Source organism: Burkholderia lata, from assembly GCF_902499025.1.
Lineage (GTDB): Bacteria > Pseudomonadota > Gammaproteobacteria > Burkholderiales > Burkholderiaceae > Burkholderia > Burkholderia lata_C.
The window spans coordinates 12382-32047 of sequence record NZ_CABVPW010000065.1 but is presented as its reverse complement, the minus strand read 5'-3'; the positions used below and the strand labels follow the sequence as shown (position 1 = coordinate 32047).

The window sequence follows — 19666 nt, the reverse complement described above, 5'->3', positions numbered from 1 at the left end:
CGAAGCGTCGATCGTCGGCACGAAGGGCAACGAGGGCGTGCTCGCGTTGACGGAAGACCAGTTCTGACCGGTTGACGATTCGATGCAATGAAAAAGGCGCCCCTCGGGGCGCCTTTCCTTTTGACGCCGGTCGGCCCGCATGACTGCGGGCGGCTTCGACCTATGCGTATGCCGGGCGCGTCTGGCCGGCCACGTCCTTCAGGTAACGATGCACCGACAGGTCGTCGGCCTGGATCGCGGGCATCTTGCCCGAGATCAGGTCGGCGAGCAGCTGGCCCGAACCGCACGACATCGTCCAGCCGAGCGTGCCGTGGCCGGTGTTCAGGAACAGGTTCGACACCGGCGTGCGGCCGACGATCGGCGTGCCGTCCGGCGTCATCGGACGCAGGCCCGTCCAGAACGTTGCCTTCGACGTATCGCCGCCGCCCGGGAACAGGTCGTTCACGCACATTTCGAGCGTCTCGCGGCGCGCGGCGCGCAGCTTCTTGTCGAAGCCGACGATTTCCGCCATGCCGCCGACACGGATGCGCTGGTCGAAACGCGTGATCGCGATCTTGTAGGTCTCGTCGAGCACGGTCGACACGGGGGCGGCCGCTTCGTTGACGATCGGCGCGGTGATCGAATAGCCCTTCAGCGGATAGACGGGGATCTTCATCAGGTTCGAGATGAAGCTGGTCGAGTACGAGCCGAGTGCGACGACGTACGCGTCCGCGCGCACCGTCTCGCTGCCGCACTGCACGCCGGCGATCTTGCCGCCTGCGATCGCGAGCGCATCGATCGGCGTGTTGTAGCGGAACTTGACGCCGAGCGATTCGGCGAGCGCCGCGAGGCGCGTCGTGAACAGCTGGCAGTCGCCCGTTTCGTCACCCGGCAGGCGCAGGCCGCCCGTCAGTTTGTGCGAGACGGCCGCGAGCGCCGGTTCGACTTTCTTCAGGTCGGCCGGCGAAAGCAGTTCGAACGGCACGTTCGCTTCCTGAAGGACGGCGATGTCCTTTGCTGCACCGTCGAGTTGCTGCTGCGTGCGGAACAGTTGCAGCGTGCCGCCCGTGCGGCCTTCGTACTGGATGCCGGTATCGGCGCGCAGCGCCTGCAGGCAGTCGCGGCTGTATTCGGCGAGGCGGACCATGCGGCCCTTGTTGACCGCATAGCGCTCGGCCGTGCAGTTGCGCAGCATCTGGTACATCCACTGGAGCTGGAAGCGCGTGCCGTCGAGGCGGATTGCGAGCGGCGCGTGCTTTTCGAACATCCATTTGACGGCCTTCAGCGGCACGCCGGGGGCGGCCCACGGCGCGGCATAGCCGGGGGAGATCTGGCCTGCGTTCGCGAAGCTCGTCTCGAGCGCCGGGCCGGCCTCCCGGTCGATCACCGTGACTTCATGACCGGCGCGCGCGAGGTAATACGCGCTTGCCACGCCCACCACACCGCTGCCCAGAATGACGACTCGCATAGCTGCTCCAGATGGAAGGGACCAGATCGAGGCCGGGCGCACCTGCGTCTCCGTGTAACCTCTAGCTGATCTAGTTTTTTGCGCTATGGTATTGTCGAATGTGTAGGTTTTGTTATCGTATTTTTCAGGTTTTCAGCATAAACAAATGAGAACGCAACGTCAGCCAGTACGCTCGCTCGACAAGCTCGATCGACGCATTCTGAAACTGCTCCAGGACGACGGCCGGATGGCGATGAAAGACCTCGCGGAGCAGGTCGGACTGACCGTCACGCCGTGTATCGAGCGGGTGCGGCGCATGGAGCGAGATGGCGTGATCACCGGTTATCACGCGCGGGTCGACCCGCACCAGCTGGATGCCGCGCTGCTGGTGTTCGTCGAGATCACGCTCGGCCACAAGGGCGGCAACATGTTCGAGCAGTTCCGCCGGGAAGTGATGAAGATCGACGAGGTGCTCGAGTGTCATCTCGTGTCCGGCGATTTCGACTACCTGATCAAGGCGCGGATCGGCGAGATGGCCGACTACCGGAAGCTGCTCGGCGACATCCTGCTGCAGTTGCCTGGCGCCGTGCAGTCGAAGAGCTATGTCGTGATGGAAGAAATCAAGGAGACGCTGACGATCGCGGTGGGCGACTGACGCGCCTGCGGCGGGCCGTCGGGCCCCTTATCCCGCCCTTGGCATGCTGCACCCAATACTGTATAAACATACAGTATTGGGTGCAGGCGAATGGGTGGGCACATGGACGATCGATCCGACAACGAATTTCCGATAGCGCCGCCCGTGCCCCGCAAGGGGCGCGGTGCGGTCGACAACCTGCAGGGGCGGTACGAAATCGCGCAGCGCGAAGCGGTCGACGACGGCTGGACACACGAGTCGGACGATGCCGATTTCCCCGCGCCGCTGCGCACGCAGGTCTTCGAGGAGCGCGCGAAGAGCATCCTGACGCACAACCAGTCGCCCGACATTCCATTCAGCGTATCGCTCAATCCGTATCGCGGTTGCGAGCACGGGTGCATCTATTGTTTTGCGCGGCCGACGCACAGTTATCTCGGCCTGTCGCCGGGGCTCGATTTCGAAAGCCGCATCTATGCGAAGGTCAATGCGGCCGAACTGCTCGAGCGCGAGATTTCGCGCAAGCGCTACGTGCCGGAGCCGATCGCGCTCGGCGTCAACACCGACGCCTACCAGCCGGTCGAGCGCGACCTGCGCATCACGCGCAGCGTGATCCAGGTGATGCACGATCGCGGGTTGCCGTTCGCTGCGATCACGAAGTCGTCGCTGATCGAGCGCGATCTCGACCTGCTTGCGCCGATGGCCGAACGCGGGCAGGTGATGGCGGCGGTCACGATCACGACGCTCGATGCCGATCTCGCGCGCACGCTCGAGCCGCGCGCGGCAACACCGGCGCGACGGTTGCGGACGATCCGTGCGCTGAGCGAGGCGGGCGTGCCGGTCGGCGTGAGCATTGCCCCGGTGATTCCGTTCGTCACCGAGCCCGACATGGAGCGCTTGCTCGAAGCGTGCGCGGAAGCCGGCGCGACCCATGCGAGCTACATCATCCTGAGGCTGCCGTGGGAAGTCGCGCCGCTGTTCAAGAGCTGGCTTGCCGCGCATTTTCCCGATCGCGCGGAGCGCGTGATGAACCGCGTGCGCGACATGCGTGGCGGGAAAGACTACGACTCGGATTTCTCGAAACGGATGAAGGGCGAGGGGATCTGGGCCGACCTGCTGCGGCAGCGCTTCCGTCAGGCCGTCAAACGGCTCGGGCTGAACGAGCGCACGAACGGCATTCTCGATCTGTCGCAGTTTCGCGGTGCGCCGGCCGCCGCGGCGCCTGCGCCGCGCGTTGCGGTTCGATCAGCCGGAACGCGGTCGACGCAGTCGCGCGACGACATGCAATTGAACCTGTTCTGACCGGCGCGCCGGACAGGCGCGGGGTGCCGGTGCTAGGTGTTCGTCGGGCTTACTGCGAAATCTGCTTGGCCGCTTCGACCTGCGACTCGAAATACGTCTGGAACGACAGCGCGAGCGCGGTCATCAGCAGGAACGCGCCGATCAGCAGCGAGAAGATCACCACGAAGATCACGGTCCAGCCCGACTTGCTGTGCTTGCCCGTCTCCGCGTTGAATTGCGCGTCCCATTTTTCGTCGGGGCGCAGCCCGTAGACGAGCGCGGCGAGGAACGCCGCCAGCAGCGAGATCGCGCCGGGTACCGCGAGCCACCAGCCGAGGCCGGCGCTGCGCTGGGTTGCGGCGAGCAAGAGGAAGCCCGGGATGCCGACGATCGTCGCGAGCAGGTGTGCCCAGCCGAACACGTCGCGAAAGCCATACAGATAGAAGCGGTGCGCGCCGAGCGATCCGAACAGGAATGCAAGGGCGGCGGTGAGCGTCTTGGAGCGAAAGCGGCGGGACGGAGCGGTGCTGCTGGACATGGATGGCGGCGTATTGTCGTTGGCATGGGTGGCCGGCGGGCCGGCGCGGGCGCGCGGCCCGGCACGCATTCTACGATGCCCGGTCGGGCCCGGTCACCCCTGTACTGCGTCAAGGTGCCGCATAGGTCACACGGTAGATCGCACCGGCGTAGTCGTCGCTGACGAGCAGCGAACCGTCCGGTAGCGGCAACACGTCGGCCGGGCGTCCCCATACCGTGCCGTCGGGCCGCAGCCAGCCCGTGATGAACGGGGTCTGGCGTGCCTGGCTACCGTCCGCGGAGACGACGACGCGCATCACGCGGTAGCCGACCTTCGTGCTGCGGTTCCACGAGCCGTGTTCGGCGATGAACACGTTATTGCGATACGACGCCGGAAACATCGGCCCTGTATAGAAGCGCATGCCGAGTGCCGCGACATGCGCACCGAGTTTCAAGACGGGCGGCACGTAGCGGCGGCATACGTCGGCACTGCCGAATTCGGGGTCGGGCGTGTCGCCGCCATGGCAGTACGGGAAGCCGAAATCCAGGCCGGCGCGCGGCGCGCGGTTCAGCTTGTCGTCGGGCACGTCGTCGCCCATCATGTCGCGCCCGTTGTCGGTAAACCACAGCTCGCCCGAGTCGGGGTGCCACGCGAAGCCGACCGTATTGCGTACGCCGCGGGCGACAACCTCGCTCCCGCTGCCGTCCGCCTTCATGCGTGCGATGATCGCGTAGCGGCTGCGATCGGCGAGACAGACGTTGCATGGTGCGCCGGTCGGCACGTACAGCTTGCCGTCGGGGCCGAACGCGATGAATTTCCAGCCGTGATGGTGTTCGGTCGGCAGCGCGTCGGTGACGACGGCGGGTGCGGGCGGCGTGGCAAGCCGGTCGTCGATATGATCGAGACGCAGGATGCGCGATACGGCGGAGATATAGAGTGCGCCGCCACGGTAGGCGACGCCAACGGGCATGTCGAGCCCGGACGCGATCACGTAGCGGGCGCTGATCCGGCCCTCGTGCATCACGAACGCATGCACGCGGCCCTCCCGCGTGCCGACATACAGGATGCCGCGCGGCGACCACGCCATTTCACGGGCGGTCGGTACCGCGTCGGTGAGCACTTCGATGTGGAAGCCGGGCGGCACGACGAGTTCGCCCGCCGGCAACGGCGCGGCAAACGCCAGTGCGGACGCGAGGCAGGCAAGGCCGGCAAGCAGTACCGCAAAACGGTGCTGCGCGCGGCGCATCGAGGCGGCGCGAAGGGGCGGCATGACGGTGTGGAGCGTCCCGGACACGACGATTGTATGCCTGGCGAGCAGGCCGTCCGCGGATTTTTTACGCGTAAGTGTTTGTTGTACCTCTGGTTTCCGGCTATAATCGCGTGTTTCAGTAGTTTCGAACCCGGTTTTCCCGAAGGACATCATATGGTTATCATCCGTCTGGCTCGTGGCGGCTCGAAGAAGCGCCCGTTCTACAACATCGTTGCTACCGATTCGCGCAACCGTCGTGACGGCCGCTTCATCGAGCGCGTCGGCTTCTACAACCCGGTCGCTACGAAGGGCGAAGCGCTGCGTATCGCTCAGGATCGCCTGACGTACTGGCAAGGCGTTGGCGCGCAACTGTCGCCGACCGTCCAGCGTCTCGTGAAGGAAGCGCAAAAGGCGCAACCGGCTGCCTAACATGGCACGGTGTGCCGGTCGTGCCGGCTGTGAGGTGAATTAATGGCGGGTCACGATTCCGGTAATGCAAGGCGCGGGCGTGCGTCGTTTGGCGCATTCGTCCGCAAGCCGGTCGAGCGCGACGTTGTCGCGAACGCCGGTCCGGCTGCCGAGCAGGGCAGTCTCGAAGTGGCGCAAGACTGGCCCGACGATGCCGTCGAGGTCGGGGCGGTGGTCGACGCCTATGGCCTGAAGGGCTGGGTCAAGGTGGCGACGCATGCCGACGCCGGTCGCGGCGGCGACGCGCTGCTCAAGGCGCGCCGCTGGTGGCTGGAACGCGGTGCGGAGCGGCTTTCCGTCCGCATCATGCAGTCGAAGACGCACAGCGACACCGTCGTTGCGCATACCGCGGGCGTCAGCGACCGCGATGCCGCGCTGGCTATGCGCGGCTTTCGCGTGTTCGTGCGCCGGGAAGATTTCCCGGCATTGGCCGCGGACGAATTCTATTGGGTCGACCTGATCGGTCTCGACGTCGTCAACGAGCAATCGGTGGCACTCGGGAAGGTGAGCGGGATGATCGACAACGGCGTGCATTCGATCATGCGTGTCGAGTATCCGGCGACCGGCAAAGACGGTCAGCCGACCACCGACGAGCGGTTGATTCCGTTCGTCGGCGTTTACGTCAAAACGGTGGATCAGGCGGCGCGTCGCATCGTCGTCGACTGGGAAGCCGATTACTGAAATGAACCAGGTTATCGAGAGCGCGGTGCAGTTCGACGTCGTCACGCTCTTTCCCGAGATGTTCCGTGCACTGACCGACTGGGGGATCACCAGCCGGGCCGTCAAGCAAGGTCGCTTCGGGCTGCGCACCTGGAACCCGCGTGATTTCACGACGGACAACTACCGTACGGTCGACGATCGTCCGTACGGCGGCGGTCCGGGCATGGTGATGCTGGCCAGGCCGCTCGAAGCTGCGATCGATGCCGCGAAAGCGGCGCAGGCGGAACAGGGCATCGCGAGCACGCGCGTCGTGATGATGTCGCCGCAAGGTGCACCGCTCACGCACGATCGCGCGGTGCGGATGGCGCAGGAACCCGGTGTCGTCGTGCTGTGCGGCCGCTATGAAGCGATCGACCAGCGCCTGCTCGATCGTTGCGTCGACGAGGAAATCAGCCTCGGCGATTTCGTGCTGTCCGGCGGAGAATTGCCGGCGATGGCGATGATGGATGCGGTCGTGCGGTTGCTGCCCGGCGTGCTGAACGATTCACTGTCGGCCGTGCAGGACAGTTTCGCCGATGGCCTGCTCGATTGTCCGCACTACACGCGCCCCGAGGAGTACGACGGCGTGCGCGTACCGGACGTGCTGCTCGGCGGGCATCATGCCGAGATCGAGCGGTGGCGGCGCCAGGAAGCATTGAGGAATACGTTGCGGAAGCGGCCGGACCTGATCGTCCGGGCGCGCCGCGAGAAGTTGCTGAGCCGGGCCGACGAGGCGTGGCTTGCGAACCTCGCACGCGAAGCGAAGAACGCCTCCTGAGGCGGCTGCGCGAGCGGGAATTGGCGGTGCCGTGCATGCGTGCGCGGTGCCTGATGTGAATCCATCCTCTATCGGGGCCAGGCCTGGAAGCAGGCGGGTGCCAACGCCGACACGATGGCATAAGGAGTCAGTAATGAATCTGATCGCAAAACTTGAGCAGGAAGAAATCGAGCGCGCGCTCGCCGGCAAGACGATCCCCGACTTCGCCCCGGGCGATACGGTGATCGTGAACGTGAACGTGGTTGAAGGTAACCGCAAGCGCGTTCAGGCTTACGAAGGCGTCGTGATCGCGATTCGCAGCCGTGGTCTGAACTCGAACTTCATCGTCCGCAAGATCTCGTCGGGCGAAGGCGTCGAGCGTACGTTCCAGACGTACTCGCCGCTGCTGGCAAGCATCGTCGTGAAGCGCCGCGGTGATGTGCGTCGTGCGAAGCTGTACTACCTGCGCGAGCGTTCGGGCAAGTCGGCTCGTATCAAGGAAAAGCTGGTGTCGAAGGATCGCGCCGCAGCAGCTTCCCAAGAGTAAGAGCTGTAAGGAAAAAGCACCCACCCGGGTGCTTTTTTCATTCTGGCGCGAGAATATGCTCGATACGACACGAACCCGAGAGCCCCATTGAATCTCCGCCCCATCATCGATCCCGAAGTCCTGCCGGTCGAAGGCACCGGCGCCGGCCTGCCGGCCATCGATTCACGCCTGATGACGCCGTCCGGCCTGCGCGACCGTTTCGCGCGCACGCTCGAATGGAGCGTCGAGCCCGGCGAGGCGAGGCTGCAGGAGGGTGTCGATCCACGTAGCGCGGCCGTCCTCGTGCCGCTCGTCGTCCGCGAGTCCGGCCTCACCATGCTGCTGACCCAGCGCGCCGACCACCTGAACGACCACGCCGGACAGATCAGCTTCCCCGGCGGTCGTCGCGAACCGTTCGATCGCGATGCCACTGCCACCGCGTTGCGCGAGACAAAGGAAGAGATCGGGCTGGCAGGCGAGCGTGTCGAGATCCTCGGCGCGCTACCCGACTACCTGACCGGCACGGGCTTTTGCGTGACGCCGGTGGTCGGCCTCGTGCATCCGCCGTTCACCGTGCAGGCCGACACGTTCGAAGTTGCCGAGATTTTCGAGGTGCCGCTCGCGTTCCTGATGAATCCCGCGAACCATCAGGTCCGGGTGTTTCGCTGGGAAGGCGGAGAGCGTCGTTTTTTTGCGATGCCCTATCCGAACGGCGAACCCGGCGGGCATTACTTCATCTGGGGCGCAACTGCCGGCATGTTGCGCAATCTGTATCGCTTCTTGGCCGCCGGCTAGGCGCGCACGGCGGCTGGCGCGCGCGGCCGGCGGGCGGGCGACTGCACCGGCAGCCATCCGGTGCTTACGCTGTGCTATCGTTATGCAAAAAATGACATAACTCCGAAGACGGCGCCACGCATGACTTTCTTTTCGGTTCTCCTCGCTCTCATCATCGAACAGGTCCGCGCGTTGTCGCCGAACAATCCGGTGTTCGCGCTGTTCCAGTTTCATGCGGAAACCGTCGCGCATGGTCTCGACGCGGGCAAGCAGAAGCACGGCATCCTCGCATGGCTCGCGGTCGTGCTGCCGTGGGTGCTGATCGTCGCGCTAATCTATTTCCTGCTGTACAAGGTGAGCTTCGTGCTCGCATTCATCTGGAACGTCGTCGTCGTGTATTTCACGCTCGGCTTCCGCCAGTTCAGCCATTACTTCACCGACATCCACCTCGCGCTCAACAACGACGACGTGCCGCGCGCGCGCGAAATCCTGCACGAGTGGACGGGTATCGACACGGTCGACATGCCGGTCGGCGAAATCGTCCGCCATACGCTGATTCACGCCGTTGTCGCATCCCATCGCCACGTGTTCGGCGTGTTCTTCTGGTATGTGCTGCCGATCGGCCCGGCCGGTGCCGTGCTGTACCGGATTTCCGAATACCTCGCGCGCAGCTGGTCGACGCCGGGCGACGACCGCACGGCGGCCTTCTCGACGTTCGCGCAGCGCGCGTTCTTCGTGATCGACTGGATCCCCGCACGACTGACCGCGCTCGGCTTCGCGATCGTCGGCAATTTCGAGGACGCGATCTATGCGTGGCGCAATCACACGCGCCAGTGGCCCGATCCGAACGATGGCGTCCTGCTGGCAGCAGGCAGTGGTGCGCTCGGTGCCCGTCTTGCGGGGCCGCTCGCGGAACCGTCGAGCCTCGATGCGCTGGCAGTCGGTGACAGCGGTCCGTTGACGGTCGGCGACGATTGCACGCCGCGTACGCTGCAATCCGCGGTTGGCCTTGTGTGGCGCGCGGTGATCCTGTGGATGATTCTGCTCTTGATGCTGACGCTCGCCGTCTGGGTGTCGTGACGGGGCAGGGCGGTATCCGATGAAAGGCAAAAGGCCGGCTTGAGCCGGCCTTTTTGCTGTGGGTCAGTCGTCGAGCGGATCGCGCACGGCGCCGCATTGCCAGCACGCGGTGAACTGCGCTTCGAGCGCCTCGCCGCACTGCTTGCAGCGCCATGGTGCGGCACCGGCCGACGGGCCGTGCGATGCGGCATCGAGGAGCCGGCGTGCGAGCGCGTCGTCGCGTTCGTCGTCGAGCCACAGCTCCGGCGTGCACGCGTCGGCGGGCAGGCCGCCAAGCGCGCCGGTCGCGTAGCAGTTATGCAGCTCGCAACCGACGCCGGCCACCTGAAGCACGTTGGCCCAATGCTGCGCCGTCGCGAGATCGGGTGCCTTGAAACGCATTGCGGCTCCTGTCGGTGAAAGCCGGCCCGCATCGCACCGGCTGGCCGCTGCGCGCGCCGCGCGATCAGCGGACGATCTGGCTTGCCTCGTGCACGAGCTGCGCGTAGAGCGCATGCCGCGTCGGCGCGATGCGGCCGTCGGCGACGGCTTCGAGAATCGCGCAGCCGGGTTCGTGCAGATGATGACAATTATAGAAACGGCAGTCGGCGAGCAGCGGCCGGAACTCCGGAAAGGCCCGCTCGAGACGGCCTTCCGTCAGGTGGTAGAGGCCGAATTCCTGGAAGCCCGGCGAATCGATCAGCGCGCCGCCGCCCTGCAGCGGGTAGAGGCGCGTGAACGTCGTCGTGTGACGGCCGCTGTTGAGCGCGGCCGAAATCTCGCGCGTGGCGGCCTCGGCATCGGGAACGAGCAGGTTCACGAGCGTCGACTTACCCATCCCGGATTGGCCGAGCAGGATCGTCGAATGTCCGGCGAGATGCGGCATCAGCTGCGCTCGCGCGTCGTCGGGTGAACCCTTCACCGACAGCTCGAGCACATCGTAGCCGAGGGCGCGGTAGGGCGCGAGGCGCTCGCGCGCGATCGGCAGCGCGGCTTCGACGTCGATCTTGTTCAGCACGACGAGCGGCTTCAGCTCGTTCGCCTCGGCGGCGATCAACGCGCGGCCGAGCAGATCCTCGCTGAAATAGGGCTCGGTCGCGAGCACGATCAGCAATTGATCGAGGTTGGCCGCGAACAGCTTCGACTTGAACTGGTCGGAGCGGTACAGCAGGTTGCGCCGTTCGCCGATCTCGACGATGACGCCCTGGTCGGCCGACGCGAGTTCGTACGCGACACGGTCGCCGACCGCGATATCGCTCTTCTTGCCGCGCGGGAAGCACTGCAGCATCGGGCCGCCGTCGTCGGGCGCGACGATGTAGTGGCGCCCGTGCGCCGCGATCACGCGGCCTTCGGCACGTTGCGCGCCCGATGCGCGCGGGGCCGGCTTGCGGGAGGTCGGCCGGTTCATGCGTGCTGCATCAGGCGGTCGATCCGCTGCGAGGCGGGCGGATGCGAGTAGTAGAAGGCCGTGTAGACGGGGTCGGGCGTCAGCGTCGACGCGTTGTCCTCATAGAGCTTCACGAGTGCGCTGACGAGATCCTGAGCGTCGGTCTGGCTGGCCGCGAATGCGTCGGCCTCGAATTCGTGCTTGCGAGACGTGAGGCTGCCGAACGGCGTCGCGAAGAACAGGAACACGGGAATCGCGAGGAAGAACAGCACGAGCGCGGCGCCCGCGTTGCTCGTGTCGAGCGACGGCGTGACGCCGAGCCCCGTGTAGAACCACGTGCGTTGCGCAAGCCAGCCGAGCAGCGCGAGCAGCGCGAGGCTCAGCACGAACGACACGAGCATCCGCTTCATCACGTGGCGGCGCTTGAAGTGGCCGAGTTCGTGCGCGAGCACGGCCTCGATTTCCTGGCCGGACAGGCGCGCGAGCAGCGTGTCGAAGAACACGATCCGCTTCGACGCGCCGAAGCCCGTGAAGTACGCGTTGCCGTGCGCGGAGCGGCGGCTGCCGTCCATCACGAACAACCCCTTTGCCGCAAAGCCGCAGCGCTTCATCAGCGACTCGATGCGCGCGCGCAGCGCGTCGTCCTTCAGCGGCTCGAACTTGTTGAAGATCGGTGCGATGAAGGTCGGGTAGATCAGCAGCACGAGCATCTGGAACGCGACCCACACGATCCAGGTCCACAGCCACCACAGGCTGCCGGCCTGGTTCATCAGCCACAGCACGACGAACAGCAGCGGCAGGCCGAGCGCGGCGCCGAGCAGCGAGTTTTTCAGCATGTCGGTGAAGAACAGCCGCTTCGTCATCCGGTTGAAGCCGAAACGCTGTTCGATCCCGAACTGGCGGTAATACTCGAACGGGACGTCGATGACGCTCGTGATCACGAGCACCGCCGCGACGAGCGCGACCTGCTGCCCGTAGCCGCGGCCGAGCCAGCCGGTGAGCAGCGTGTCGAGTGCGCCGACGCCGCCGAGCAGCGTGAGGCCGACCAGCACGGCCGCGCTGACGACGATCTCGAGCATCGTCAGCCGGGTGCGCTCGACCGTATAGTCGGCCGCGCGCTGGTGGGCGGTCAGCGGGATGGTTGCGCTGAACTGCGCGGGGACGCCGTTGCGATGCGCGGCGACGAAGCGGATCTGCCGCGACGCGAGCCACAGCTTGGTGACGACCATCGCGAGCACGGCGAGCGCGAACAGCAGGGTGAACGAAAAGGGTGACATCGAAGGCGCCAAAGGGTTCTATGCGAGAATTATATGTTCTTGCGGACCGGCCCCGCTGATACGATGCCGGCCGCCTGGGCGGCGCCGCGCGCCGTCCGCCATTTTCCAGGATGACTCATGACCGATACCGCCGCTTCCGCCAGCCAGCCCGCGCTCGTGCGCAACGAGTTGAACCTCGTCTGGCTCGACATGGAGATGACGGGCCTCGACCCGGAGAACGACCGCATCATCGAGATCGCGGTCGTCGTGACCAATTCCACGCTCGACATCGCCGTTGAAGGCCCGGTGTTTGCGATCCACCAGAGCGACGAAACGCTCGCGAAGATGGATGACTGGAACAAGTCGACGCACGGCCGCTCGGGCCTGATCGACCGCGTGCGCGCGTCGACCGTGACCGAGGCGGAAGCCGCCGCGCAGTTGCAGGCATTCCTCGCGCAGTACGTGTCGCCCGGCAAGTCGCCGATGTGCGGCAACTCGATCTGCCAGGACCGTCGCTTCATGGCGCGCTGGATGCCCGAATTCGAGCGGTTCTTCCACTACCGCAACCTCGACGTCAGCACGCTCAAGGAGCTGTGCCGCCGCTGGCAGCCCGCGATCTACAAGGGCTTCCAGAAGCGGGCGATGCACACGGCGCTCGCGGACATCCACGAGTCGATCGACGAACTGAAGTACTACCGCGAGCATTTCCTGATTCCGGCCGCATCGGCTTCGGCTGGCGAGTCGGCGCCGGCCGCCTGAGCGGGCCGGCACGCGCTTAGCGCGGTGCGCGCTGAGCGCTTTTCGGCCGGAACGCCGCGACCACCGCGGCGTCGGTCTCGATGTACGGGCCGCCGATCAGGTCGACGCAGTAGGGCACCGCGGCGAAGATGCCGGGCACGGTCGACTTGCCGTCGGCATCGCGCAGCCCTTCGAGCGTTTCCCGGATCGACTTCGGCTGGCCGGGCAGGTTGATGATCAGCGCCGCATGGTCGGCCGTCTCGCGGATCACCGCGACCTGCCGCGACAGGATCGCGGTCGGCACGAAATTCAGGCTGATCTGCCGCATCTGTTCGCCGAATCCCGGCATTTCCTTCGTCGCCACGGCCAGCGTGGCCTCGGGCGTCACGTCGCGGCGCGCGGGGCCCGTGCCGCCCGTCGTCAGCACGAGGTCGCACCCGGCGACGTCGACGAGCTCGGCGAGCGTGGCCGAGATCGTGGGCGCATCGTCCTGGATCAGGCGCGTTTCGGCGCGCCACGGCGACGTGAGCGCGCCGGCGAGCCACTCCCGCAGCGCGGGAATGCCCTTGTCTTCGTAGACCCCCGTGCTCGCGCGGTCGCTGATCGACACGAGGCCGACGACGAGCTCGTCCGGGTGGTTACGCTTCGTCGTCGTCATGGTCGTCTCCGGCGTCGTCCGCTGCTTCGTCGTCCGCACTGGACGTGCCGCCAGCGGTCTTGATCCACTGGAACAGCTCGCGGAAATAGCGCGGCGGCTTGCCTTGCTGCGCTTCCTTGCGTGCGTTGCGGATCAGCGTGCGGCCTTCCTGGATATCGGCTTCCGGGTGCTGGCGCAGGAATTCGGTCAGTGCGTCGTCGTTCGCGAGCAACTGTTCGCGCGTGCGTTCGATCCAGTGCAGGCGGGCCGTCGCGGCCTTGTTCACGCCGCGCTGCGCGTCGAGCGCGGTGCGCAGCGCGGCTGTCTCGTCGTCGGTCAGCGAGCGCATCACGCGGCCGACGTACTGGAGCTGGCGGCGCTTGCCTTCGTGATCGGTGATCCGGCGCGCCTCGCGAACGGCGTCCGCGAGACTTTCGGGCATCGGCATGCGTTTCAGCGCGTCTTTCGGCAGGTCGACCAGTGCCTGGCCGAGCACCTGCAGCTCGTGCATTTCGCGCTTGAGTTGGGATTTGCTGGGGCGATCGTAGCCATTGTCGTCTTCTTCGACGGCATGCTCGATCGGCTGGATTCGGGTTTTGCGTGTCATGGACGGCATTGTATCGCGCCGCGGACACCCCAAGCTTGTCGGTGTCCGGCCCCGGACCTTGCTATGATCGCGGGATACGCAACATTTTGAACATGCGGGCGCCCGCCCGCCACCGGATATCAAGACGATGGCAGCCAATCTCGACGTACAAGCGCGCTATTTCCCGCACACGCAGGACCAGCTCAAAGAAATCGCCTCGGACATCCTTCGCCATGCGAAGGCGCTCGGCGCGACGGACGCCGCGACCGAAATCTCCGAGGGCGACGGCCTGTCGGTGTCGGTGCGCCGCGGCGAAGTCGAAACGATCGAGCACAACCGCGACAAGATGGTCGGCGTGACCGTGTTCATCGGCAAGAAGCGCGGCAACGCGAGCACGTCGGACTTCTCGCCGGCCGCGATCAAGGATACCGTCGCCGCCGCGTACAACATCGCACGCTTCACCGCCGAGGACGAAGCGGCCGGCCTCGCCGAGGCCGAGCTGCTCGAAACCGACCCGCGCGACCTCGACCTTTACCACCCGTGGGCGCTGACGGCCGACGAGGCCGTCGAGCTCGCCCGCCGCGCGGAAGACGCCGCATTCGCGGTCAGCCCGCAGATCCGCAACTCGGAAGGCGCGAGCGTGTCGGCGCAGCATTCGCAGTTCGTGCTCGCGACGTCGCGCGGCTTCCTGTCCGGCTACCCGTACTCGCGCCACTACATCGCCTGCGCGCCGATCGCGGGCAGCGGCCGTCACATGCAGCGCGACGACTGGTATTCGTCGAAGCGCAGCGCGATCGATCTCGCGGCGCCCGAAGCGGTGGGCCGTTACGCGGCCGAGCGTGCGCTTGCCCGGATGGGCGCGCGCCGTCTCGACACCCGCAAGGTGCCGGTGCTGTTCGAGGCGCCGCTCGCGGCCGGCCTGCTCGGCGCGTTCGTGCAGGCGGTAAGCGGCGGCGCGCTGTACCGCAAGACGTCGTTCCTCGTCGACAGCCTCGGCAAGCCGGTGTTCGCACCGCACATCCAGGTCGTCGAGGATCCGCACGTGCCGCGCGCGATGGGCAGTGCGCCGTTCGACGAGGAAGGCGTCCGCACGCGTGCGCGCAGCGTCGTCAAGGACGGCGTCGTCGAAGGCTACTTCCTGTCGACCTATTCGGCGCGCAAGCTCGGCACGCAGACCACCGGCAACGCAGGCGGCTCGCACAACCTCGCGCTGCGCAGCTCGAACACGCAGGCGGGCGACGATTTCGACGCGATGCTGAAGAAGCTTGGCACGGGCCTGTTGCTGACCGAGCTGATGGGGCAGGGCGTGAACTACGTGACGGGCGACTATTCGCGCGGCGCGGCGGGCTTCTGGGTCGAGAACGGCGTGATCCAGTATCCGGTCGAGGAAATCACCGTCGCGAGCACGTTGCAGGAAATGTTCCGGCATATCGTCGCGATCGGCGCCGATTCGATCGTGCGCGGCACGAAGGAAACGGGCTCGGTGCTGATCGAGCAGATGACGATCGCCGGGCAGTAAGCGGCGCGCGGCATCGGCCGCCATCAAACGAAAAAGCCCGACCGGCGCGAGCCGGTCGGGCTTTTTTCATGGCGCGCGACGCGTCAGCCGCGCTTGCGCTCGTAGACGACGAACGCATAGCCGAACGTATTCGGCGCGGCCGCCTGGTGCGCATCGCGCGACACTTCCTGCCAGTGCGCGGCGTCGGGCGCCGGGAACGATGCGTCACCGTCGAAGTCGGCATCGATCTCGGTGACGACCAGCTTGTCGGCGAGTGCGAGACCTTCCGTGTAGAGTTGCGCGCCACCGATCAGGAATGCCTCGGGCACGCCGTCGCGCGCAGCGAGCGCCAGCGCGTCGGCGAGCGACGTGACGGTGTCGCAGCCGTCGAAGCGTCGCGTCGCGTCGCGCGTGACGACGATATTGCGGCGGCCCGGCAGCGGCCGGCCGATCGACTCGTGGGTCTTGCGGCCCATCACGATCGGTGCGCCCATCGTCGTGCGCTTGAAGAACGCGAGATCTTCGGGAAGTTTCCAGGGCAACTGGTTGTCGCGGCCGATGATGCCGTTGCGGGCACGCGCGACGATCAGGGTCAACGTCGTCATGAAGGTCGGGGAAGAGGAAAACCGGAATGGCGCCGATTCTACCGGAACGGCGGCGCGCGCCGGTTCCGGGTGCGCGCCGCCGCCTTCGTGCACTGCGCGCCGCGACGTCTGAAGCAATGCATCGCGGCGACGGAATGAATAAAAAGAGTGCCCGCCGGGGGACGGAGCACAAAAACCGTTTCGTGTTGCAAGAGCGACGATGCCGGCATCTGATCGATGCTGTCCGGCTCGCTCAAATCAATACGTCATCCTTATCAAATGGATCGGCTCGTGCGTTACTGATGCGTACTGCCTTGCGTAGTGCCTTCCATCGCGTGCTGAACGTCGCCCGGCTGCGGTGCAGGAAGCGGCATCGGCAATTGAGGTGGCGGCGGGATCTCGTCCCACAGCGTCACGAAAGTCCTGCCGGCCGGCAGCGGTTGCGGTGACGACACGGTGACGATGCCGAACCCGTTGTCGTGCTGCATGCTCGGCGCGTTTGCCGCAAGCAGCATGGCGTGATCCTGATTCGTGCCTTCGTCTGCGCGTACGAGCGCGGGCGGGCCGGCGGCCGCGACCGCAATGGCCATCGGCACGAAAGAAAGTAAAAGATGTTTTCGCATGGTCGCTGTCTCCGACGGTTTCCATATTCAGCGAAATGCATGCCATCGCGCCGGGACCGTTGTCGAGACTGCGATTCGTGCTCAAGCGTTGAGAATTGTGTCGGAAAACGGCTGAAAATGTTTCAGGCGTGAAACGAGGGGGCTCGGGAATACTGCGGATTCAACCGATACGCTTCAAGGATGAAAATCGTCGCAAGTGTTGATGACGGAACGTATCGCTGCGCGGGTGCTATGTGCAGACGATTGACATGCATCGACCTCCTGAGCGATTCGGCCGCATCGCCCACCGCGCTGAAATCGGATTGTCGTATTCAGTGCCTATAACTAAGCTGTCTTGATCAAAATAACTGGACGCGAGATAAGCGCCATCATGCGAGGCTTTGTCGTCGCCGCGCATCGGCATGGCGAATCGAGCCACCTTTGGCTGACCCGATTCGATCCTTTTCGCACGTGACCTGGCGTGCACGGCAATCGTTAGACGGTTGATGAACGGGGTGGGCATATGGGAGCCGATCAGCGGCACGTGATCTACTATTCGCGCGAACCGAACGACGCGTTGCGCGGCCATTTCGACGAATGCGGTTGGCGCGTCGATCTCGCGGAGACCGTGCGGGACGTTCGGCGCGTCGTGCAGCATGGCGTCGCAACGGCCGGGCTGCTCGATTTTTCGCCGGGCTTCAAGCCCTCGGACCTGCGCGAACTCGAATCCTGTCTGAGCATTCAGCACATCGGCTGGATCGCGGCGACGCGCCGTGGCCAGTTGCAGGACGCCACGCTGCGTCATCTCATTCGCGACTACTGTTTCGACTACGTGACGATGCCGTACGAGACGTCGCGGATCGTCGAGACCGTCGGTCATGCGCACGGCATGGTCGCGCTGACCGAACCCGTTGCGCCGCCCGTCGGCGCCGGACGCAGCGAAGGCGAAATGGTCGGAACCTGCGATGCGATGCTCGGGCTCTTCAGGACGATACGCCGCGTCGCGGCAACCGACGCGCCGGTGTTCATCTCCGGCGAATCGGGTACGGGCAAGGAACTGACGGCGGTCGCGATTCACGAACGTTCGTCGCGCGCGCAGGCACCGTTCATCGCGATCAATTGCGGCGCGATCCCGTCGACGCTGCTGCAGGCCGAGCTGTTCGGCTATGAGCGCGGTGCGTTCACCGGCGCGAACCAGCGCAAGATCGGCCGCGTCGAGGCCGCCAACGGCGGCACGCTGTTTCTCGACGAGATCGGCGACTTGCCGCTCGAAAGCCAGGCCAGCCTGCTGCGCTTTCTGCAGGAAGGCAAGATCGAGCGGCTCGGTGCCCATGTGTCGGTGCCCGTCGACGTGCGCGTGATCTGCGCGACACACGTCGACATGGAGGCGGCGCTGCGCGAAGGGCGGTTCCGCGAGGACCTGTTCCATCGCCTGTGCGTGCTGAAGATCGAGGAGCCGCCGCTGCGCGCGCGGGGCAAGGACATCGAGGTGCTCGCGCGCCACATGCTCGAGCGTTTCAAGGGTGACGCGCATCGTCGCCTGCGCGGCTTTTCCCCTGACGCGGTCGCGTCGCTGTACGGCTATTCGTGGCCGGGCAACGTGCGTGAACTGATCAATCGCGTGCGCCGCGCGATCGTCATGTCGGAGGGCCGGATGATCACCGCGGCCGATCTCGAGCTGAACGACTTTGCGACGCTCGCGCCCGTGTCGCTGCTGGAGGCGCGTGAGGCGGCCGAACGGCAGGCGATCGAGCAGGCGCTGTTGCGCCATCGCGGCCGTTTTGCGGATGCCGCGCGCGAACTCGGCGTGTCGCGCGTCACGCTCTACCGGCTGATGTGCGCGCACGGCATGCGCGATCGCGGCGACACGCTGGCAGGGTTTTCGGCGCCGTTGCCGGAGCTTCCGCATCACGCTTGCTAAAATTGGCGGGTACGGCCGCCCTCGCGGCCGAAGGAACCCGCATGAAACAGTATCTCGATCTCGTTCGTACCATTCTCGATACCGGCACTTGGCAGGAGAACCGCACGGGGATCCGTACCATCAGCATGCCGGGTGCGATGCTGCGCTTCGACCTGCAGCAAGGCTTCCCGGCCGTGACGACCAAGAAGCTGGCATTCAAGTCCGCGATCGGCGAGCTGGTCGGCTTCCTGCGCGCGACGCGCAGCGCGGCCGATTTCCGCGCGCTCGGCTGCAAGGTGTGGGACGCGAACGCGAACGAGAACGCGCAGTGGCTCGCGAACCCGTATCGCCAGGGCGTCGACGATCTCGGCGACGTGTACGGAGTGCAGTGGCGCCAGTGGCCGGGCTACAAGGTGCTCGACGCGGGTGCCGACGCGCAGATCGCCGATGCGACGCGCCGCGGCTTCCGGATCGTCACGCGCTTCGACGAAGACGGCGCGCCGAAGGTTCTGCTGTACAAGGCGATCGACCAGCTGCGCCAGTGCCTGGACACGATCATGGAGAACCCGTCCGATCGCCGCATCCTGTTTCACGCGTGGAATCCGGCCGTGCTCGACCAGATCGCGCTGCCCGCGTGCCATCTGTTGTATCAGTTCCTGCCGAATGCGACGAAGCGCGAAATCTCGCTGTGCCTGTACATCCGCAGCAACGACGTCGGCCTCGGCACGCCGTTCAACCTGACGGAAGGGGCCGCGCTGCTGGAGCTCGTCGGTCGGCTGACGGGCTACACACCGCGCTGGTTCACGTACTTCATTGGTGACGCGCACATCTACGAGAACCAGCTCGACATGCTGCAGCGCCAGCTCACGCGCGAGCCGTACGACAGCCCGCGGCTCGAGATTGCCGGGCGTGTGCCGGAATACGCGAAGACGGGCGTGTACGCGCCCGAGTGGCTGGAGCAGATCGAGCCGTCCGATTTCTCGCTCGTCGGCTACCGTCATCATGAGCCGCTGACCGCGCCGATGGCGGTCTGATCGCGTGACCCAGGCTGCGCGGATGCATCGATCCGTGCCCCGCAGGAAAAAGGCCCG

General features: G+C 65.8%; 22 protein-coding genes. 12 read left to right on the top strand and 10 right to left on the bottom strand.

Annotation, left to right across the window (positions count from 1 at the left end; all coding sequences use genetic code 11):
* Positions 1-160 precede the first annotated feature (160 nt).
* On the bottom strand, positions 161-1447 hold the full coding sequence (locus BDI24065_RS38800; RefSeq protein ID WP_175035638.1) for a D-amino acid dehydrogenase: 1287 nt from the start codon (positions 1445-1447) through the stop codon (positions 161-163).
* A 145-nt stretch (positions 1448-1592) separates the two neighbouring features.
* On the opposite strand from BDI24065_RS38800, the gene BDI24065_RS38795 reads away from it, so the two are divergent.
* Together BDI24065_RS38795 and BDI24065_RS38790 are read left to right on the top strand one after the other, a co-directional pair.
* Complete coding sequence (locus BDI24065_RS38795) at positions 1593-2081, top strand: Lrp/AsnC ligand binding domain-containing protein (protein WP_011351353.1); 489 nt, start codon at positions 1593-1595, stop codon at positions 2079-2081.
* Between the two features lie 90 nt (positions 2082-2171).
* Positions 2172-3359, top strand: coding sequence for a PA0069 family radical SAM protein (locus BDI24065_RS38790; protein ID WP_175035637.1), 1188 nt, complete (start codon positions 2172-2174; stop codon positions 3357-3359).
* A 49-nt stretch (positions 3360-3408) separates the two neighbouring features.
* On the opposite strand, the gene BDI24065_RS38785 is transcribed toward BDI24065_RS38790, so the two are convergent.
* Positions 3409-3876, bottom strand: a complete 468-nt coding sequence (locus tag BDI24065_RS38785) for an NINE protein (protein WP_039370986.1) — start codon at positions 3874-3876, stop codon at positions 3409-3411.
* 109 nt (positions 3877-3985) lie between these two features.
* Positions 3986-5125 (bottom strand): PQQ-dependent sugar dehydrogenase, encoded by a 1140-nt coding sequence (locus tag BDI24065_RS38780; RefSeq protein ID WP_175035636.1) that lies wholly within the window; start codon positions 5123-5125, stop codon positions 3986-3988.
* A gap of 153 nt (positions 5126-5278) precedes the next feature.
* On the opposite strand from BDI24065_RS38780, the gene rpsP reads away from it, so the two are divergent.
* From rpsP to BDI24065_RS38750, 6 genes are all read left to right on the top strand, one after another.
* The gene (gene rpsP / locus BDI24065_RS38775) at positions 5279-5533 is read left to right on the top strand and encodes a 30S ribosomal protein S16 (RefSeq protein ID WP_006400702.1); all 255 of its coding nucleotides are present in this window, start codon (positions 5279-5281) and stop codon (positions 5531-5533) included.
* A gap of 42 nt (positions 5534-5575) precedes the next feature.
* The gene (rimM, locus tag BDI24065_RS38770) at positions 5576-6253 is read left to right on the top strand and encodes a ribosome maturation factor RimM (RefSeq protein ID WP_175035635.1); all 678 of its coding nucleotides are present in this window, start codon (positions 5576-5578) and stop codon (positions 6251-6253) included.
* Position 6254: 1 nt separating this feature from the next.
* A complete protein-coding gene (gene trmD / locus BDI24065_RS38765; RefSeq protein ID WP_175013808.1) occupies positions 6255-7049 on the top strand; it encodes a tRNA (guanosine(37)-N1)-methyltransferase TrmD in 795 nt (264 codons plus the stop codon).
* Between the two features lie 133 nt (positions 7050-7182).
* Positions 7183-7575, top strand: a complete 393-nt coding sequence (gene rplS / locus BDI24065_RS38760; protein ID WP_089450137.1) for a 50S ribosomal protein L19 — start codon at positions 7183-7185, stop codon at positions 7573-7575.
* An 87-nt stretch (positions 7576-7662) separates the two neighbouring features.
* Positions 7663-8349, top strand: coding sequence for a CoA pyrophosphatase (locus BDI24065_RS38755; RefSeq protein WP_175035634.1), 687 nt, complete (start codon positions 7663-7665; stop codon positions 8347-8349).
* A 120-nt stretch (positions 8350-8469) separates the two neighbouring features.
* Positions 8470-9408 (top strand): CobD/CbiB family protein, encoded by a 939-nt coding sequence (locus BDI24065_RS38750; protein WP_043181898.1) that lies wholly within the window; start codon positions 8470-8472, stop codon positions 9406-9408.
* 63 nt (positions 9409-9471) lie between these two features.
* On the opposite strand, the gene BDI24065_RS38745 is transcribed toward BDI24065_RS38750, so the two are convergent.
* The 3 genes from BDI24065_RS38745 to BDI24065_RS38735 form a co-directional block, all read right to left on the bottom strand.
* Positions 9472-9789: a DUF2007 domain-containing protein gene (locus BDI24065_RS38745; protein ID WP_175035633.1), complete on the bottom strand. Its 318-nt coding sequence runs from the start codon at positions 9787-9789 to the stop codon at positions 9472-9474.
* Positions 9790-9853: 64 nt separating this feature from the next.
* Positions 9854-10795 (bottom strand): ribosome small subunit-dependent GTPase A, encoded by a 942-nt coding sequence (gene rsgA, locus BDI24065_RS38740; protein ID WP_175035632.1) that lies wholly within the window; start codon positions 10793-10795, stop codon positions 9854-9856.
* A complete protein-coding gene (locus BDI24065_RS38735; protein WP_175035631.1) occupies positions 10792-12051 on the bottom strand; it encodes a M48 family metallopeptidase in 1260 nt (419 codons plus the stop codon). Before BDI24065_RS38735 ends, rsgA begins: the two co-directional genes overlap by 4 nt.
* A 117-nt stretch (positions 12052-12168) precedes the next feature.
* Between BDI24065_RS38735 and orn the strand changes: the two genes are divergently transcribed.
* Positions 12169-12789, top strand: coding sequence for an oligoribonuclease (gene orn, locus BDI24065_RS38730; RefSeq protein WP_175035630.1), 621 nt, complete (start codon positions 12169-12171; stop codon positions 12787-12789).
* 16 nt (positions 12790-12805) lie between these two features.
* Here the strand turns inward: orn and mog are convergent, their stop codons facing one another.
* Both mog and yjgA read right to left on the bottom strand, forming a co-directional pair.
* A complete protein-coding gene (gene mog / locus BDI24065_RS38725) occupies positions 12806-13426 on the bottom strand; it encodes a molybdopterin adenylyltransferase (RefSeq protein ID WP_175035629.1) in 621 nt (206 codons plus the stop codon).
* Positions 13407-14012 (bottom strand): ribosome biogenesis factor YjgA, encoded by a 606-nt coding sequence (gene yjgA, locus BDI24065_RS38720; RefSeq protein ID WP_302479487.1) that lies wholly within the window; start codon positions 14010-14012, stop codon positions 13407-13409. The genes mog and yjgA overlap by 20 nt, the downstream gene beginning before the upstream one ends.
* 127 nt (positions 14013-14139) lie before the next feature.
* Between yjgA and pmbA the strand changes: the two genes are divergently transcribed.
* Positions 14140-15510, top strand: coding sequence for a metalloprotease PmbA (pmbA, locus tag BDI24065_RS38715; protein WP_175035627.1), 1371 nt, complete (start codon positions 14140-14142; stop codon positions 15508-15510).
* Positions 15511-15593: 83 nt separating this feature from the next.
* On the opposite strand, the gene BDI24065_RS38710 is transcribed toward pmbA, so the two are convergent.
* Positions 15594-16094, bottom strand: coding sequence for a dihydrofolate reductase (locus BDI24065_RS38710; RefSeq protein WP_175013815.1), 501 nt, complete (start codon positions 16092-16094; stop codon positions 15594-15596).
* 275 nt (positions 16095-16369) lie between these two features.
* Positions 16370-16696: a hypothetical protein gene (locus tag BDI24065_RS38705; protein ID WP_175035626.1), complete on the bottom strand. Its 327-nt coding sequence runs from the start codon at positions 16694-16696 to the stop codon at positions 16370-16372.
* A 502-nt stretch (positions 16697-17198) separates the two neighbouring features.
* On the opposite strand from BDI24065_RS38705, the gene BDI24065_RS38700 reads away from it, so the two are divergent.
* Together BDI24065_RS38700 and BDI24065_RS38695 are read left to right on the top strand one after the other, a co-directional pair.
* Entirely contained in the window at positions 17199-18596 is a 1398-nt protein-coding gene (locus tag BDI24065_RS38700) for a sigma-54 dependent transcriptional regulator (RefSeq protein ID WP_175035625.1), read from the top strand.
* 41 nt (positions 18597-18637) lie between these two features.
* Entirely contained in the window at positions 18638-19609 is a 972-nt protein-coding gene (locus BDI24065_RS38695) for a thymidylate synthase (protein WP_175035624.1), read from the top strand.
* The last annotated feature ends 57 nt before the right edge of the window (positions 19610-19666 follow it).